The following is a 16831-nucleotide window of genomic DNA, read 5'->3' on the forward strand; positions in this document are numbered from 1 at the left end:
TTCGTAATTCGTAATTCGTAATTAATGTAAGAGACATAATAAATCGCCGTCTTTACAATAATCAGTCCTTTGTAGAGACGGCGATTTATCGCGTCTTTATTATCCGCAACACACCCTACAAAGCTTAAAAGATATAATTAAATTATTTTAGGAGTAATTTTTATGGTTATATTATCATCTAATATTTCTTTAACAGAGTTTCTGCAATTACCAGAAACCAAACCAGCTAGCGAATATATTGATGCAAAAATCTACCAAAAACCAATGCCGCAGGGAAAACATAGCAGAATCCAAACTCGTTTATCAACCGAGATTAATCAGGTAAGCGAACCTGAGCAAAAGGCTTTAGCATTAACTGAATTACGCTGCACATTTGGAGGACGTTCTTTAGTTCCAGATATTGCTGTATTTGATTGGTCACGGCTTATTGTTGATGAAGATGGGGAAATTGCCAATAAATTTGAAACTTATCCAGATTGGATAATTGAAATTCTCTCACCTGACCAATTTCCTAACCGGGTGATTGATAAAATTATTTTCTGCATTAATAATGGGGCAAAATTAGGTTGGTTTATTGACTCTAATGATAAATCTGTGATGGTATTTCAACCTAATAAATTGCCAGAAGTAAAATATAATAATGATAAATTGGCTGTTCTTGATGAATTAGCAGATTGGCAAATTACGCCAGCAGATATATTTAGTTGGTTAAAGGTTAAATAGCAAAAAAATTGTAGGTTGGGTGGAGGCTTTGCGTAACCCAACATCCTGATATTTGTTGGGTTGCGCTCCGCTCCACCCAACCTACGTTTAATGCACTGTTTGATTTGCTTCCAACCAGTTAAGTAAATCCTCAATGTTTGTAAAATCCAATAAAGCCTCGCCAAGTGCTTCTAATTGCTCTAAAGAAAGAGTTTGAATGCGCCCCCGAACCTCTTGTGGTAACTCTCCTACCCGTTTTTGGAGTAGCCGTAACACGAGGGTTTGTCCTTGTTCTTGTTTTCCCCGCTCGTAACCAATGCGCTCGCCTGTGGTAATGTAGCTCATAGTCCGCTCCTGCTCAAATTGCTTAAACTCTTGCCAAAATTCTGCTTCCAAGGCTTTTGGTAAAATCATAACCCAATCAATAAATCGGTAAAGGTTACGAATATCTTTTTCTTGCAATCCTAATTCATACAATCGACGAATCAAGCTAAATTTCCAAGTTTTACGTTCTCCTGGCTTTTTATTTGTTTGCTGCGTCTTCAAATGCGCCATTACTACAGTTGCAAATGGATTGTCGCTGGCTTCTAATTCTGTCCAACGATTTTGATAATCCAGCAGCTTGACAGTTCCAAATTCAAAGTTAAGTCTGGTATTGGGATAATTATAACTATATTGATTGGGTCGCCATTTCGGGTCTGTATCGCACAAAATCGCCAAACTTATGGCAGGTTTACCAAATCTGTCAAAAATTCGCAGGTTGTAGGAAAACATTCTTTCTGCAAAGGTGTCTTCTGATTTTGCCTGGATTTCTATATGGATTAATAGCCAAATTTCTTGTCCTTGAATTTGCCAGACTTTAACTAATTTATCTGCATATCTCCTACCAAGTTCGGCTTCGCGGGCTATTTGTTGAAATTCCTTATCAAGAAATTCGTGGGGACGTTCCCAATTAATTATTTTTGCTGTTTGGGGAAAGAAAAATTGCATTGCTTGGGGAAAATAAGCTTCTAAAATTTCTTTCCACGGGCTATCATTATCTGCTCTTTCCAGTTCCTCAGTCATCAGTTGATTGCTAGATGGTGTAGCAATCTTAAATCATTTGTGAACTTTAAAGTCAACCTCTATGGACTTTGCTTGTGTAGCTGCGAATTACTTTTACTTCTCAACCTACGCTTACACCCAATGGCAAGAGACGCGATGAATCGCCGTCTCTACAAGGGGCTAACTATTGTAGAGACGGCGATTTATCGCGTCTTTGTTTATCGCGTCTTTGTTATATTACGGAAAACACCGAAATGAGAAAGCATTTAAGCCTTTTGAGAAAGCAATATCTCCTTTTGCTTGCTAAATCTACCGAAATGAGAAAGCATTTAAGCATTTTGAGTAAGCAATTAGGCATTTTGCTTGCTAAATTTACTGAAATGAGAAAGCATTTAAGTATTTTGAGTAAGCAATTAGGCATTTTGAGAAAGCATTTAAGTATTTTGACAAAGCAATTAGGTATTTTAAGAAAGTAATTAAGCATTTTGATAAAGTAATCAGCAAATATACTTGACGATTAAAAATCTCACTTGCATATAAATAAGTCGGCGTTTAGATAACTCAATAACTTTCCGTAGTATCTCTGAAGCTTAACCAAGCATAAAGGATTTATAAAGTATCAAAAGCATGGTTAAAATTTAACTCCTATAAATAGGGTTTCTTAAAGTCCGCCAACGCGGACTTAATTTTTATAGCCACAGATTGATTTTCTGAGTGGCAAATTTACCATGCTCTTTTTTATTCTTCAAGCATGATAAATTATGTCACTTAATTTTCAACGAACACGCGATTTACTCTATAACTTCCAATTTAGTGATTTGTTTATTGAGGAATTAGGTTGGTCGCAACCCTCAAGACAAAAACCTGTAACTTTAAAAATTGACAACAAGAAATATCAATACCAGAAAATTGCTGAACTTTCGGGTGTTGCAATCTTTGAAGTCACCGCAGCAGATGGGAAAATACCAGAGGCTAAGGTTAGAGATGAGATTTACAAAGAAATTAATAAGCTGATAGCTGAAAATCTCCTAATTTTTATTACCGAAGAACGCACACGGAGTCTTTGGTATTGGGTGAAAAGAGAAGGAAGTAAAACATCTGTTCGTGACCACTTATATGTGAAAGGTCAACCAGGAGACTTATTTTTAAGCAAGCTTGGTTCTTTAGTTATTGATATTACTGAATTAGAGCATGGGGAACCGACTGTTGTTGAAATTGCTTATAAACTACAACGTGGTTTCGATGTTGAGCCAGTAACTAAGAAGTTTTACAAGGAATTTCAAGAGCAACACCAGAAGTTTTTGCTGTTTGTGAAAGGAATTGATAATGAGATAGATAGACGTTGGTATACATCGGTAATTCTGAATCGCCTGATGTTTGTTTATTTTCTCCAGCGTAAGGGTTTTATTGATAATAAAGATTTAAATTATCTGCAAAATAAGCTTGAGCAAAGCAAACAAAAAGGTGAAGATCATTTTTATGGTGAATTTATCAAGGCTTTGTTTTTTGAAAGCTTTGCAAAACCTGAGATTGAACGCGATTTATCTGTACAAGAATTGGTAGGTAAGGTTAAATACCTGAATGGTGGATTATTTCTCAAGCATTATATTGAAGAGAAATATCAGATTTCTATAGTTGATGAGGCGTTTGAGCAAGTTCTAGATTTATTTGGGCGTTATTCTTGGAATCTAGATGATACGCCGGAAGGAAAAGATGATGAGATAAATCCTGATGTTTTAGGATATATTTTTGAGAAATATATTAATCAAAAAGCTTTTGGAGCCTATTATACTAGACCACAAATTACAGAATATCTCTGTGATAGAACTATTCACAAGTTAATTGTAGACCGCGTAAATGATGCGCTATCCGATCAGTATAAGCCATTTGAAGATATCAACGAACTTCTCATCAAGCTGGATACAAATGTTTGTCGTCTACTAATGGATGATATTCTTCCTAATTTATCAATTCTTGACCCAGCTTGCGGTTCTGGTGCTTTTCTTGTGGCGGCGATGAAGACGCTAATTCAAGTTTATAGTGCGGTGTTCGGGACAATTAAGTTGATGGGTGATGACACTCTCAAAAATAAGCTTGAAGAAATAGAAAGTTTTCATCCATCACTACCTTATTTTATCAAAAAGCGGATTGTTTCTGATAACCTCTATGGTATAGACATCATGGAAGAAGCAACAGAAATTGCTAAACTACGTCTTTTCTTAGCTTTGGTTTCTTCTGCTAATGATGTGGAAGAGTTAGAGCCTTTGCCTAATATTGATTTTAATATTATGGCGGGTAATTCGTTGATTGGATTGATTAAAGTAGATGATACTGCTTTTGATGCGGTGGGTAATTCACTTCAAGGAAATCTATTACAGTCTTTAGCCGCAGATAATTATAAGAAGATTTTAGAAGAAAAGAATAAATCTGTTGAGTTGTACAAAAAACACGCTTTTTTACCTAAAGCTTTACCAGATACAGATACACCTCAAGATACTCGATTGATACACCTCCGCAAAAATATTGAACAACTCAATAAACAATCGCAAGAAAAGTTAAATCTTTTGCTGTTGGATGAGTTTAGCAAGCGTTTGGGTATCAAGTATGAGGAAGTTCAGTTAACTGGAAAATCACAGAAGCGTGTTTTGAAGGTTGAGGATATTGCAGCTTTGAAGCCGTTTCACTGGAGTTATCATTTTAACGAAGTTTTAGAACGCGGCGGTTTTGATGCGATTATTACTAATCCGCCTTGGGAAATATTTAAGCCACAGGCGAAAGAGTTTTTTGCACAGCATAATGAACTGGTGACAAAGAACAAGATGGATATTAAAGATTTTGAGAAGGAGCAGAATAAACTATTACAAAATCCAATAATTGCCAGTACTTGGTTAGAATATCAAAGTCAATATCCTTATGTCAGCGCTTATTATCGTTCATCTGAACAGTATAAAAATCAGATTTCTATTGTGAATGGTAAAAAAGCGGGTACGGATATTAATCTCTATAAGTTGTTTACAGAACAGTGTTTTAATCTTTTGCGTTCAGGCGGTGAGTGTGGAATTGTAATTCCTAGTGGAATTTACACTGATTTGGGGACTAAGCAATTGCGGGAGATGTTGTTTAGTCAAACTAAAGTTACTGGTTTATTCTGTCTTGAAAATCGTAAGACAATTTTTGAAGAAGTTGATAGCCGTTTTAAGTTTGTTGTCCTTACTTTTCTTAAAGGTAGTACAACAACAGAATTTCCATCTGCGTTTATGCGTTTGGATGTGCAAGAACTTCAAATGTTTCCTAGTGAAGATAGCTTGCAGATTAACGTAGATATGATACGTAAACTATCGCCGGATTCGCTATCTGTAATGGAGTTTAAGAATGAGGTAGATATCCGCATAGCTAAGAAAATGGGTAAGTTTCCCTTGCTGGGTGAAAAGATTGAAGATAAATGGAATTTAGTATTATGCAACGAATTTCACATGACAAATGATAGCAATTTGTTCCACAAAAACCAAGATAGTGGGAGGCTACCATTATTTGAAGGCAAAATGATCCATCAATTTACGCATCAATGGGGTAAACCTCAGTATTGGATAGATGAAAAAGAAGCCCGTAAAGCATTATCTAAAAAACAAGGAGATACTGGGCAAAGGTTAAATTATCAAAAATATAGACTTGCTTTTCGAGAAATAGCTAGAAATACTGATATTCGTACAGTGATTACTACTTTACTTCCTCCAAATGTGTTTGCTAATCATAAGTTATTTTTGAGTAATTTAGATAATTTTAGTATTCTTAACTATCAAGTACTTCTATACATTTGTGGGTTATTAAACTCTTTTGTATTTGACTTTATGGCTCGACAACGAGTAACCACATCAATTTCAATGTTTATTGTCTACCAATTACCCGTACCACGTTTAACAAAAAACGATCGCAACTTCAACGATATTGTACAACGCGCCGCCAAACTCATCTGCACTACACCAGAATTTGACGAACTCGCGCAAGAAGTCGGTCTAGGTTCCCATCAACAAGGCGTTACCGACGAAACAGAACGCGCCAATCTCCGCGCAGAACTCGATGGAATGGTAGCACATCTTTACGGTTTAACCGAAGATGAATTTAGCTACATCCTCACAACATTTCCCATTGTGAATGCAACTGTTAAAGAAGCAGCATTAGAGGCTTATCGTAATTTTGCCTCAATGTTTGCAGAATCAGAAAGAATTGCATTAACTCATTAAAGCAAACATAGCTGGGAATACGGGTCAGTTAAGGACTACTGGTAAAAAATTTTGGGTTTTCAAGACGCGATAAATCGCCGTCTCTACAAGTGTTTTGGTCTTATCTGAACTGTATTGACATAGCTGGCGGTTATAAATCGATGGAACCAAAAAGGTTTTTAGCTATATTGACTGATAATTTTCTGTACTTCTGAATACAAACTGACTTGTGATTTACTGAAAAATTGCAGATTAGATCGCAATAAATAATTTATGCTATAAAAAACTTAAGATACATATTATCTGTAAAATTTTAATATTTTTAACACTAAATTTATAATTTGGAATCATCCCTAGTACAGATTAATTAAAAATTGCAACTTCTTAATAATTTATTTAAAATTTACCAAGAGGTTTACTAGTATTGTGTTTCGTTAAAATCGAATTGCTGCTATCAATACAAAAATGTATTTAAATAAAGTGTAATAAATTACTATATAAATCCGGCAGCATTTACTTAGTCGTCATATTAGAACCGTGAAAATTCATCCTCACTCCGAATTTAACCATAGCCGCGATCGCCGTGAACAGGGTTTGCAAAATTTGCTCGATCGCCTTGTTAAAACAATGCAGCGCGATGAGTTAGTCCGGCAAACAACCAATCAACTCAGAGAAACGCTTCAGGTTGATCGGGTGGTGTTGTATTATTTTTACAGTCAGTGGCAAGGTCAGGTGACTTTTGAATCTTTGAGTTCTCAAGAATTCTCAATACTTGGTTCCACTGGCCCAGATGATTGTTTTAACAACGAGTATGCTGCTTTATACTTAGCAGGACGGGTAAAGGCGATCGCTGATATTGAATTAGAGCCAATCGAGCCTTGTCACCGAGATTTTCTCCGCAATATGCAGGTTCGCGCCAACTTGGTTGTACCAATTGTTACTCCTAAAGGATTATGGGGTTTGCTAGTAGCACATCACTGTCAAGGGCCTCATGATTGGTTGCCATCAGATATAGAAATGATGCAAACAGGGGCACAAACTCTAGCAACAGATAGTAATATTCTGGAGAGCTAAAATAATTCGTAATTCGTAATTCGTAATTCGTAATTCGTAATTCGTAGTTAAAAGGGCGGTTAGAAACCGCGTCTACACAAGGCTTTACCCACCTCCGTGGGTTTTAAACCCTCAATTTTTTCTTAGTCAGCGGAGGCGGACTATCTTGTGGAAAGCCGCAAAGCGTCTATGCTTGTATAGCCGCGAATTTCATTCGCCCTGGCTTTTACCAGCACTGATTTTTCTAGATAAGGAGAAAAAACTGTGAAATTTGGTTACACGGTCATCTGGGTAGACGATGTAGTTAAAACAGTTGAGTTTTACGAAAAAGCTTTTGGTCTAGTTCGTCGCACTCTCTTGGATAAAGGACAATCTATCTGGGCTGAAATCGAAACCGGAAACACCACACTAGCTTTCTCCTCTAGTAGCGAGGCACAGAAGTTATTTCCTGGTGGCTGCCATCCGAACGATCCCACACAACCACCGCCATTAATCCAGATATCATTTATTACTCCTGATGTTGGTAGCGCTTACATGAGAGCGATCGGGGCTGGTGCAAAAGCATTAGATGCCCCGAAAACCCAGCCTGGGGGACAAATGATTGCTCGTGTCCGCGATCCTAATGGTGTGCTGGTGTCGTTGGTAAGTGGGTGAAATTCTGACAACTGAATTTAGTCAAGATAGCTTTCTCATGCTTGTGATTCAGTCAATATAGAGAAAGTCACTGCTTAAACTGTCTGTTGAAGACTTAGAAGTTAAATTGAATTCATGACTCTTAACTCTTGACTTTCCTATGGATTCCAATCCAGCGCTGTGTGCAGCGATCGCAAATCACATTACCACCAATCCCCAACAACGAATTACTTTTGCCCAATTCATGGACATGGCATTATACCACCCTGAATACGGCTACTATTCCAGCGATGCAGTCAAAATAGGCTTTAAAGATAGTGATTTTTTTACCTCTCCCAACCTCTGTTCTGACTTTGGCGAGTTACTCGCAGAACAATTTTTACAAATGTGGGAGATTTTAGGAAAACCTGTACCGTTTTCTCTAGTAGAAATGGGAGCAGGTCAAGGATTGCTAGCTTTGCATATCCTTAAATATCATCAGCTAAACTACCCAGATTTTTTTGCGGCGCTGGAGTACATCATTGTTGAAAAGTCCCCAACTTTAAGACAAGAACAGCAGCAACGCTTGCAAGATTTCCCTGTGCGTTGGTGCAATTTAGAGGAGATACCGCCAAATGGGATCATAGGCTGCTTTTTTTCCAACGAATTAGTAGATGCGTTCCCCGTCCATCAATTCATGCTAGAAACGGGGGAACTGCGAGAAATTTATGTAATCACAGATCAGAATGAGAAAGAAACCAATGCCCCATGCCCATCATTTGTGGAAGTTACAGGAGAACCTTCAACGCCCCAACTAGCTAAACATTTGGATTTAGTAGGAATCGATTTAACCCAAAGTCTATATCCAGATAGCTACCGTAGTGAAATTAATTTAGCTGCTCTAGACTGGTTGAGTATAGTAGCAGACCGCTTGCAGCGCGGTTATGTGTTAACAATTGATTATGGCTACCCCGCCAGCCGTTACTATAATCCCAGGCGATCGCAGGGAACGCTACAGTGCTATTATCAGCACCGTTTCCATGACAACCCTTATATCAATATTGGGCGACAAGATATCACTGCCCATGTTGACTTTACAGCTTTGGAACGCTGGGGTGAGAAGTGCAATTTAAAGAATGTTGGTTTTATTCAACAAGGATTATTTTTGATGGCGTTGGGGTTAGGCGATCGTATTGCAGCCCTTTCTTATCAACAGCAACCCCTCTTACAGTTACTACAACGACGGGACGCACTACACCAACTTATAGATCCCACAGGGTTAGGCGGCTTTGGAGTCCTAGTTCAGAGCAAAGGTCTGAACAATACAGAAATTTCTCAACCACTGAAAGGATTAACTTTGCCAGAGTAAGCGTAAATTTGAAAAGTTAAAACTCTATTTAAGAATGCAGTATCAGTCTTATTTAGACTAGCATAACAATGATTACTGTAAAGTTAAACACACTACCAAAGTAATAATTATGTCCACTCATGACCTGTTAATGCTAGCAACACTACTTACCCCTGGTATTTTACTTTCAGTGATAATCATGGTGACTTTTGCCGCCGGTGGTTGATTACCAGAGACGCGATTAATCGCGTCTCTACTGGGAGTAGAGAAACTGGGATTTGGGATTGTATCTTAAGTCGCAAATAACTACTTCCCAGCAAATTTAAATCAAACAATGCAAACGCGATGTCCACGATGGGCTATGACGCTTGATGACTCGCTATCGGTGACGCTGTATTAAAGGAACATGAAAAATGAAGGTGGCATTTCTGGGAACTGGACTGATGGGACTACCAATGGCTCAAAGGTTATTAGCCGCAGATATACAGCTAGTTGCCTACAATCGCACCCCAGAAAAATTAGCACCACTACAAGCAGCTGGGGCTGAAATTGTCACACATCCCCGCCACGCCATTCGTGCTGCTGAGTGCGTAATCCTCATGCTGACTAATGCCCCGGCCATTTATAATGTGTTGCTTTCAGATACTGCTTGGCAAACTCTGGAAGGGCGCACGATTATCCAAATGGGAACAATTACTCCCACAGAAAGCCAGGAAATTAGAGATGCAGTTGTTGCTGGTGGTGGTGAGTATTTAGAAGCACCTGTATTAGGGAGTATCCCCGAAGCAAAAGCTGGCAACTTGAGTGTTATGGTAGGTGCCGAGCCAGAACAATATGAACGCCATTTAAAGTTACTTCAAAATTTTGGGACAGAACCTTTACTTATCGGCCCAGTGGGATCTGCGGCGGCGCTCAAATTGGCACTAAATCAACTAATAGCTTCCCTAACAACTAGCTTTGCTCTGAGTCTAGCTTTTATTCAGCGTCAGGGTGTCGATGTGGATGTGTTTATGCAAATATTGCGCGACAGTCCACTCTACGCACCTACCTTTGACAAAAAGCTACAACGGATGTTAGATGGCAATTATGCTGATCCCAATTTCCCCACAAAACACTTGCTTAAAGATACAGAATTATTTATCTCGGAAGCCAAATCTCGGAGTTTGGATCTCAGCAGTATTAAAGGTGTGCGGCAAATCTTGCAAACAGCCGTGAAAATGTCATTTGCAGATGATGATTACTCATCACTGTTTTCTGTAATTAAAGAATGGGGAGAAGGGATCGGGGAATAAATTTTTTGAGGAACACACATCTGTCAACTTAATCTAAAAGCCTGTCTAGCTCAAGCTTTTAGAGGTTGTCTCGTTTCCAGCCAGAGACTGGAAACGAGATTTTAAAGGTGTTTGGGCTTAAGTTAACACGTATGCTCAACAGTGTGCCCCTAATTGAAAAATGTTGTGATTTAAAACACATTGAAGAAAGTTTCTTCCTACACCCCGACACCCGTGATATACCCTTTAAAAATGCTGAATCAAAAGGTTTTAACTGAATCGTTTATAAGGATATTACTGCCCATTAATAGTAGTTGATGGAGGAAATGGTAGAGATTCAGGCTGAGGCTGAAGTTCCGGTTGAGGCTGAGGTTCCGGTTGAGGATTGAGAAATTCCTGCCAAGCCCTAATTTGCTCTTGCGCTGCACTGTAAGCAGCACTACCGCGTGGAATAGATTTGGCAATGTTAATGCCTCTAGCAATATCAGACTGACCTTGAGAGCGTGCTATTTCTAACAATTGCTGACTCCACTGATCAATAGCTAGATTCGCATCCATACGTAAGATGCTATTGTTTGAAACCCGATCTGCCAGCCGTATTGCTTCAACCAAAGCTTCTGGAGTGCCAGCCGCCCCAACTTCCTGGGCTTTTCTCCAGTTTTCTCTAGTGCGGATTTGCCCTTCCCAGTCATTTATTGCAGCTTGTGCCTCCCCAGAAAGCGCCCTTCCCGACGAGGCAATTTGTTGAGCTGCGCTAATGGCGGCAGTAAGATTTCCACTCTGAGCCAGTTCTTGCGCCTGATCCAAGTAGGGCTGATCTTGAATTCGCTGAATCTTTCCTACCCAAGTACGAATTTTTTTCCGTGCTTCTGGATATAATGCCCGACCTCTACGAATTTCGCTGGCCTGGGCGATCGCAGCTTGTAAGGAGTTAATATCGTCAAATATTGCTATCTGTTCGGCGCGTTCTAAGTAAGGTTGGTCTTCAATTGTCTCCACTTGAGCACGCCAGCGACCCATTTCTTGTCTAGCTTCTGTGGCGCGGGGGTTACTAGCAGGAATCAGCTGTACTTGGGCGATCGCTGCTGTTAAATTATTAACTGTTCCCTGGCTAGCCAATATTCTCGCTTTTTCCAGATGGGCAACATCTTCAATTTCCAATTGCCAACGAGCAATTAATTGCTGTGCTTCATTATACACTGGTCTAGAAGGATCAATTTGTTGTGCTTGAGCGATCGCTGCCTCTAAACCAGAAACGTTGCCTATCCAAGCACTCCTTTTCGCGTCAGCTATGGCGATAAAGTCATCTGTTTCGCCTTGTAGTTTCGTAATCTCTGGAATTTGTCTGGCAATATTCAGTGCTTCATCTGCATCCCGCTTATCTAGTTTTGCCTGTGCCAAATCCAGCATTTTGCGTCCAAATGCCGGAATTGCTTCCTGAGCTTTTTGATAAATGTAACTTTCTTGCCCAATGGATTCGGCTAACTTGATCGCTTCTAATAAATTATCAACAACTTGACTTTTTGCTAAACTTTCGGCTTTTACTAACTTATCGCCATCTTCCCGCGCTGTGGCAATTAGACGATTCAATTGGTCGTATTTAGTACTCGCCCAGTATTGATTGTCTACACGCAGCATTTTGGCGGATAACATGAACGCCGATTGCCAGCGCCGTTCCTTTACTTCTGCGATCGCACCGTTGTATGTAGCTTCTGCCTTTGACCAAATTGTCTGCCATTTGCCAATTTGCTCATCGACTAATTTATAAGCTGCCACATCTTCGGGTATTTTTTGAGCAGTAGCGATCGCTTCCTCTAAATTCCCAGTTTGGAAACTTTGATCAGCTAGCTTCAAAATATCCCGCGACCATTCTTCGATGAAACGATCAATTTCTCCATGCAATGGGTGATTTTCTGGTAGTTCCTTCACCAGAGCGATCGCTTGCAATAGGTCGTTCACTGTCTGCTTAGAAGCCGCCAACTGGGAACAGTGTAGCCGCACAGAAGCACTAGCTAGCGGCCAGAAAATCGAGGGGCAATTAGGGGCAGTTGGCAACTTCAGCAGCATTGCCATTGCCAAGAATCCCACGCTGCCGGGAATTAACATTAGTAGTACCAGCCATAATGTCCAGCTTTTCATCCAGCGTGGCCACTTTGCAAAAGTACTACTGAGTTGGGCAGTTTCTTTTGAATTACTATTTATAGGTAATCCTTCCGTATGGTTTTTTTTTCGCCGCTTCACTGACTTGGAGGTAGAACCAGTAGCTGGGACATCAAATGGCTGAGTTTCACCGAATTGTTCTGTTCGGGATAATCTTTTGTTTTGATCTGGCTCTCTTCCACTGGCTGAAGACCAACTGTCTGGAATATCCCGCTCTGTCATCTCTCACACCAAAATAATTGAATCGCGCTCTGTTTTAGGTCGATAATTCCATTGTTGACATAGTAACTTTCTCATGATTAAAAAGCCACTTTTTTGATTATCTCTCTCTACAGAGTACCATTAGCAATCTAAAAGATCAGTGCTATTTTATACTTTAGCTTAAAACAGTAGATTCAGTTTGCAAATCGGCAATTAGTTGAGCTAACTGATCGCTACTTGCCTGGTAAACGTTGCCGCAAAATTCGCAAGTTGCTTCAGCACCATCATCTTTAATTATCATATCTTGCAGTTCAGCTTCTCCCAAAATTTTCAGTGCCCCCAAAACGCGATCAAAAGAACAACCACAGTGGAAGCGCAATATTTGTCGTTCGGGAAAGATTGCCAGCCCCATGTCTCCCAACAAATCACCAAAGATTTCAGTCAAAGTCTTCCCAGCTTGCAACAATGGCGTAAATCCTGCTAGACCAGCTACCCGTGATTCCAAAGTTTCTACTAGGGCTTCGTCTCTGGCAGCTTTGGGCAATACTTGTACCAGTAATCCTCCAGCAGCCGTTACTCCACCTGCTCCCACAAACACACCTAAAACTAAAGCTGAAGGTGTTTGTTCGGAATTCACTAGATAATGAGCTACATCATCGCCAATTTCGCCAGAAACTAGTTCTACCGTACTAGAGTAAGGATAACCGTAACCGATATCCCGGACAACGTAGAGGTAGCCATCACCCACTGCACCACCAACATCTAGCTTACCTTTGGCATTGGGAGGCAATTCCACCGATGGATTTCCCACATACCCGCGTACCGTGCCATCTAAGCCTGCATCTACTAATATGCCACCCAAAGGCCCATCACCCTTTACCCGGACATTGACCCTCGATCCAGTTCGCTTCATACTAGAAGCCATTAACAAGCCCGCTGCCATAGTCCGACCCAGTGCTGCCGTTGCCACATAGGAAAGCTTGTGGCGTCCCCGTGCTTCTTCTGTTAAACGTGTGGTGATCACACCTACGGCACGAATTCCACCTTCGGCTGCTGTTGCACGAATTAACTGATCCGCCATGAATAACCTTACATTTCTTAACAAGTTCACTTTTTCTATTCTAAGTTCTCTGCTGGTAGAAAAGTGACGTAGTAATAATCAGTGATTCTATTTGCAATATTAGAAATAGCGATGTCTCACCTTTAGGTAATCCTAGAAAAATGCTGGGTAATTTTCAACAAAGCCAACTGCGGATCGAAATCGAAGCACCAACAGATGCAATTCGTGACAGTCTACTGCATCCGGTACAACTCGAAAAATGGCTCTTAGGGCAACGCTTTGCGCCAGGAATGCCAGAAGAACTACTTCCCGGATTCCAGTTTACAACCTGGACTGGGCCAGTCCCAATTCATCATCAAGTAGATGTTGTCAAATCAAACTGTCTCCGCTTGGTACTTAGCGGAGGCATTGACGGGTTCCACGAATGGTACTGGGGAGAAGGTTGGGTACAGTCCCGCTTGGAAGGAGTTTCACTTTTGCCCTTGAATTTAGGTCAAACTTTGAGTTTGTTGAGCTTGCGTCAGTTTCTGGCAACTCAAGGACGTTGAATTAACTGGATGTGAAGGGATTGGGGATTGGGGAATTGGTCAAACAGGGCATTGGGTATTAGTTATTCTCCTCGTGCCCAGTCCCCAGTCTTGTCAGAGGTGAAACCTTTTTAAATCACCAGATATTTCTGATAGTGATTGCTGGTGTTGTAGTCATGGCATGATCTCATTTGCCTTTACCTGATTCTAATTCGGCTTTACCACCAATACCGAACAATTAGCCTCTTCCACAACTTGACTGCTAACAGAACGCTGGACAATTCGCTTCATCCCAATCAATCCCCGACTGCCAATTATAATCAAGTCAGTTTTGTAAATATTGGCAAGGCGGATAATTTCTTCGGCAGGATCGCCAGTTACCAGTTCTAACTCACTTGTGACTGATAAGCTTTCCTGATAGGATTGCAGTTGTTTTTCAATATGAAAATAAGAGAAGGTTGGCGACTCTGGCTGAGGACGATCAGCTGGTAATTCCATCTCTGACTCTGGCGTAAGAAACACATGACAGAGAATAACCTTGGCATCTTTTGACAACGCCAAATTATCTAAAGTCTGAATAACTCGTTCTGAAATTTCCGAACCGTCCAGAGCTACCAAAATATTCTTTAGCACCGCTCTCGTCTCCTAAAGAGTAGACCCTTTACATAAGTATGTAGCAAAACTTGTTGGCAGCTACACTAAATTAATTTCCATTAATTTAGTGTAGCTGCCCACTTAGTTTATATATTGGGGGCTGTCCTATAGGTCGGTTTCACCCCTTTTAACGCTGGTGCATTGTAGTAACTTGCGTAGAGAATATTTTCCCCAGTTCTTTGGGGAGGGTAACCCTCCTCTGAACTGTTCGCTGGCTTACTATACAAGTAAATCCTTGCTTAATAAGCCAGTGGATTAGGTGGGCAATACCCAATTTGTAGATGACCGCAAAAAGCTTAAGGCATGGTAGCAACTAGCGTGCGTAGACGCGTAGCGGCTTGTCGTCAGACATGGCCATCTAAACTTTTATCTGGAATGTATCAAGTAACTTTTGCCAACAGGATTAGAAAAATTAAGCATTCCAAGTCACTCTTCTTGCTGAATTCGCCGTCGGACTGAATCAGCATGGGAAGGTAAACCCTCTGCTGTTGCTAGCACATCAATTGCACCAGCCACATTTTGCAGTGCGGTTTGGGAGTATTGAATAATACTGGAGTGTTTGAGGAAAGTTTCCACCCCTAATGCCGAAGCATAGCGGGCAGCACCAGAAGTTGGCAAAGTATGGTTAGGGCCTGCCAAATAGTCTCCTACAGCTTCTGGTGTTGAGTAACCCAAAAAGATTGCCCCAGCGTGACGAATCTGTGGTAACAGTGCCCAAGGGTCTTTAACTTCTAATTCCAGGTGTTCGGGGGCAAATTCATTTGAGAGTTCTGCTGCTGCTTGGAGCGATTCCACAAGAACAATCAACCCATAATGAGCGATCGCTTTTTCTGTGTCTATTCGCCGTGGGTGATCCACTAGCTGTCTTTCCAAGGCTACTTGCACGTTTTTCGCCAAAGCAGCATCTGTCGTCAGCAAAATTGCTGCCGCCATTGGATCGTGTTCAGCTTGGGCCAGCAAGTCAGCAGCTACATGCACCGGATTTGCAGTTTCATCAGCAATCACCAGCACTTCGCTGGGGCCTGCCAAAGAATCGATGCCGACGGTGCCATAGACAAGTTTTTTCGCTAGGGTGACATAAATGTTCCCAGGCCCAGTAATTACATTCACTTTTGGAATGGTTTCTGTTCCATAGGCTAAAGCGGCGATCGCTTGTGCGCCCCCAATGCGATAAATTTCTTGTACTCCTGCTTCTTGGGCAGCTACTAACACTGCTGGGTTAATTGCACCTCCTGGTCCTGGAGGTGTCACCATTACCACATGGGGTACAGCAGCTACCTTTGCCGGAATTGCATTCATCACCACTGTACTGGGATAGGCGGCCCGACCACCAGGCACATACAACCCTGCTCGGTCTACAGGGGTGTAGCGTTTGCCCAGAACTATTTCATCGTCACCGAAGTGTACCCAGCTTTTTGGGACTCGCTGACGATGAAACGCTTCAACTTGGCGGCAAGCTAGCCGAACCGCGCCCAACAACTCTTTTGACACCTGCTGATAGGCTGCATCTAGTTCCGAGCCTGTAACTCGGAGTTCTTCTGCTTTCAGGGTTTGTTTGTCAAATTCGGCTGTGTAATGCAAAACAGCTTTGTCGCCTTGGCGCTTCACTGCTTGCAAAACTTCCCGCACCGTTGCTTCTTTGTGAAGCACCTGTTCGTCATGGGTGCGATCGCAGATCCGTTGTAGTTCTGCTCTGACGTCTGCCTGCTGAGTAATGATTCGCAGCATGGAGTAAGGACAATGCCAAAATTATAATATTCACACCTGAGATTTAGTATTGCTCTTGACCCACTGGGGTATGCAAGCTGACTCTAATTCTCTTCTCTAGCTTAACCTGGATTTTTTTGATACTCTCAAGCCTGCCAGCACATGGTTTGCTTAAGAAGGCGACTTAATTACTCAGTCCGACCAGCCTCCATAGGCTAGCGGCAGGAAGAAGGCGTGCCATTTCCCGTTCCCCTTACTGCCCTTGCCCTCAC

Annotated in this window: 14 protein-coding genes; 9 read left to right on the forward strand and 5 right to left on the reverse strand. The window is 41.2% G+C overall.

The genetic code is table 11. The annotated features are described in order from the left end of the window. Positions 1-162 precede the first annotated feature (162 nt). A complete protein-coding gene (locus F8R90_RS29025; protein WP_196513521.1) occupies positions 163-723 on the forward strand; it encodes a Uma2 family endonuclease in 561 nt (186 codons plus the stop codon). Positions 724-810: 87 nt separating this feature from the next. Here F8R90_RS29025 and F8R90_RS29030 read toward each other — a convergent pair whose 3' ends face one another. After that, positions 811-1767 carry a DUF4351 domain-containing protein gene (locus tag F8R90_RS29030; RefSeq protein WP_196513522.1) on the reverse strand — a complete coding sequence of 319 codons (957 nt, stop codon included), beginning with the start codon at positions 1765-1767 and terminating at the stop codon, positions 811-813. Between the two features lie 39 nt (positions 1768-1806). Between F8R90_RS29030 and F8R90_RS29035 the strand changes: the two genes are divergently transcribed. From F8R90_RS29035 to F8R90_RS29065, 7 genes are all read left to right on the forward strand, one after another. Further along, on the forward strand, positions 1807-2004 hold the full coding sequence (locus F8R90_RS29035) for a hypothetical protein (RefSeq protein ID WP_196513523.1): 198 nt from the start codon (positions 1807-1809) through the stop codon (positions 2002-2004). Continuing rightward, positions 2001-2222 carry a hypothetical protein gene (locus tag F8R90_RS29040; protein ID WP_230967036.1) on the forward strand — a complete coding sequence of 74 codons (222 nt, stop codon included), beginning with the start codon at positions 2001-2003 and terminating at the stop codon, positions 2220-2222. The genes F8R90_RS29035 and F8R90_RS29040 overlap by 4 nt, the downstream gene beginning before the upstream one ends. Positions 2223-2507: 285 nt before the next feature. Beyond that, complete coding sequence (locus tag F8R90_RS29045) at positions 2508-5987, forward strand: Eco57I restriction-modification methylase domain-containing protein (protein ID WP_196513524.1); 3480 nt, start codon at positions 2508-2510, stop codon at positions 5985-5987. Between the two features lie 516 nt (positions 5988-6503). Continuing rightward, positions 6504-7040 (forward strand): GAF domain-containing protein, encoded by a 537-nt coding sequence (locus F8R90_RS29050; RefSeq protein ID WP_196513525.1) that lies wholly within the window; start codon positions 6504-6506, stop codon positions 7038-7040. Between the two features lie 243 nt (positions 7041-7283). Continuing rightward, positions 7284-7673 carry a VOC family protein gene (locus F8R90_RS29055; RefSeq protein ID WP_196513526.1) on the forward strand — a complete coding sequence of 130 codons (390 nt, stop codon included), beginning with the start codon at positions 7284-7286 and terminating at the stop codon, positions 7671-7673. 139 nt (positions 7674-7812) lie between these two features. Next, on the forward strand, positions 7813-9000 hold the full coding sequence (locus F8R90_RS29060; protein ID WP_196513527.1) for a class I SAM-dependent methyltransferase: 1188 nt from the start codon (positions 7813-7815) through the stop codon (positions 8998-9000). Between the two features lie 392 nt (positions 9001-9392). Next, entirely contained in the window at positions 9393-10271 is an 879-nt protein-coding gene (locus F8R90_RS29065) for an NAD(P)-dependent oxidoreductase (RefSeq protein WP_196513528.1), read from the forward strand. A 273-nt stretch (positions 10272-10544) separates the two neighbouring features. Here the strand turns inward: F8R90_RS29065 and F8R90_RS29070 are convergent, their stop codons facing one another. Then, the gene (locus F8R90_RS29070) at positions 10545-12632 is read right to left on the reverse strand and encodes a chromosome segregation ATPase (RefSeq protein WP_196513529.1); all 2088 of its coding nucleotides are present in this window, start codon (positions 12630-12632) and stop codon (positions 10545-10547) included. 154 nt (positions 12633-12786) lie between these two features. Then, the gene (gene hslO / locus F8R90_RS29075) at positions 12787-13692 is read right to left on the reverse strand and encodes an Hsp33 family molecular chaperone HslO (protein WP_196513530.1); all 906 of its coding nucleotides are present in this window, start codon (positions 13690-13692) and stop codon (positions 12787-12789) included. Between the two features lie 140 nt (positions 13693-13832). Here hslO and F8R90_RS29080 point away from each other — a divergent pair, with 140 nt between their 5' ends. Then, positions 13833-14219, forward strand: coding sequence for a hypothetical protein (locus F8R90_RS29080; RefSeq protein WP_190897116.1), 387 nt, complete (start codon positions 13833-13835; stop codon positions 14217-14219). 186 nt (positions 14220-14405) lie between these two features. Here F8R90_RS29080 and F8R90_RS29085 read toward each other — a convergent pair whose 3' ends face one another. Further along, positions 14406-14831, reverse strand: a complete 426-nt coding sequence (locus F8R90_RS29085; protein WP_190897114.1) for a universal stress protein — start codon at positions 14829-14831, stop codon at positions 14406-14408. Between the two features lie 447 nt (positions 14832-15278). Next, positions 15279-16580 (reverse strand): histidinol dehydrogenase, encoded by a 1302-nt coding sequence (hisD, locus tag F8R90_RS29090; RefSeq protein WP_190897112.1) that lies wholly within the window; start codon positions 16578-16580, stop codon positions 15279-15281. Positions 16581-16831 lie beyond the last annotated feature (251 nt).

The organism is Nostoc sp. NZL (assembly GCF_015714705.1).
Lineage (GTDB): Bacteria > Cyanobacteriota > Cyanobacteriia > Cyanobacteriales > Nostocaceae > Nostoc > Nostoc foliaceum_A.

Excerpts from the sequence above, each read along its gene's own strand:
- F8R90_RS29025 (WP_196513521.1), top strand. The coding sequence starts at position 163 with ATGGTTATATTATCATCTAATATTTCTTTAACAGAGTTTCTGCAATTA.
- F8R90_RS29030 (WP_196513522.1), bottom strand. The coding sequence starts at position 1,767 with ATGACTGAGGAACTGGAAAGAGCAGATAATGATAGCCCGTGGAAAGAA.
- F8R90_RS29040 (WP_230967036.1), top strand. The coding sequence starts at position 2,001 with ATGAGAAAGCATTTAAGCCTTTTGAGAAAGCAATATCTCCTTTTGCTT.
- F8R90_RS29045 (WP_196513524.1), top strand. The coding sequence starts at position 2,508 with ATGTCACTTAATTTTCAACGAACACGCGATTTACTCTATAACTTCCAA.
- F8R90_RS29060 (WP_196513527.1), top strand. The coding sequence starts at position 7,813 with ATGGATTCCAATCCAGCGCTGTGTGCAGCGATCGCAAATCACATTACC.
- F8R90_RS29065 (WP_196513528.1), top strand. The coding sequence starts at position 9,393 with ATGAAGGTGGCATTTCTGGGAACTGGACTGATGGGACTACCAATGGCT.
- F8R90_RS29070 (WP_196513529.1), bottom strand. The coding sequence starts at position 12,632 with ATGACAGAGCGGGATATTCCAGACAGTTGGTCTTCAGCCAGTGGAAGA.
- hslO (WP_196513530.1), bottom strand. The coding sequence starts at position 13,692 with ATGGCGGATCAGTTAATTCGTGCAACAGCAGCCGAAGGTGGAATTCGT.
- F8R90_RS29080 (WP_190897116.1), top strand. The coding sequence starts at position 13,833 with ATGCTGGGTAATTTTCAACAAAGCCAACTGCGGATCGAAATCGAAGCA.
- hisD (WP_190897112.1), bottom strand. The coding sequence starts at position 16,580 with ATGCTGCGAATCATTACTCAGCAGGCAGACGTCAGAGCAGAACTACAA.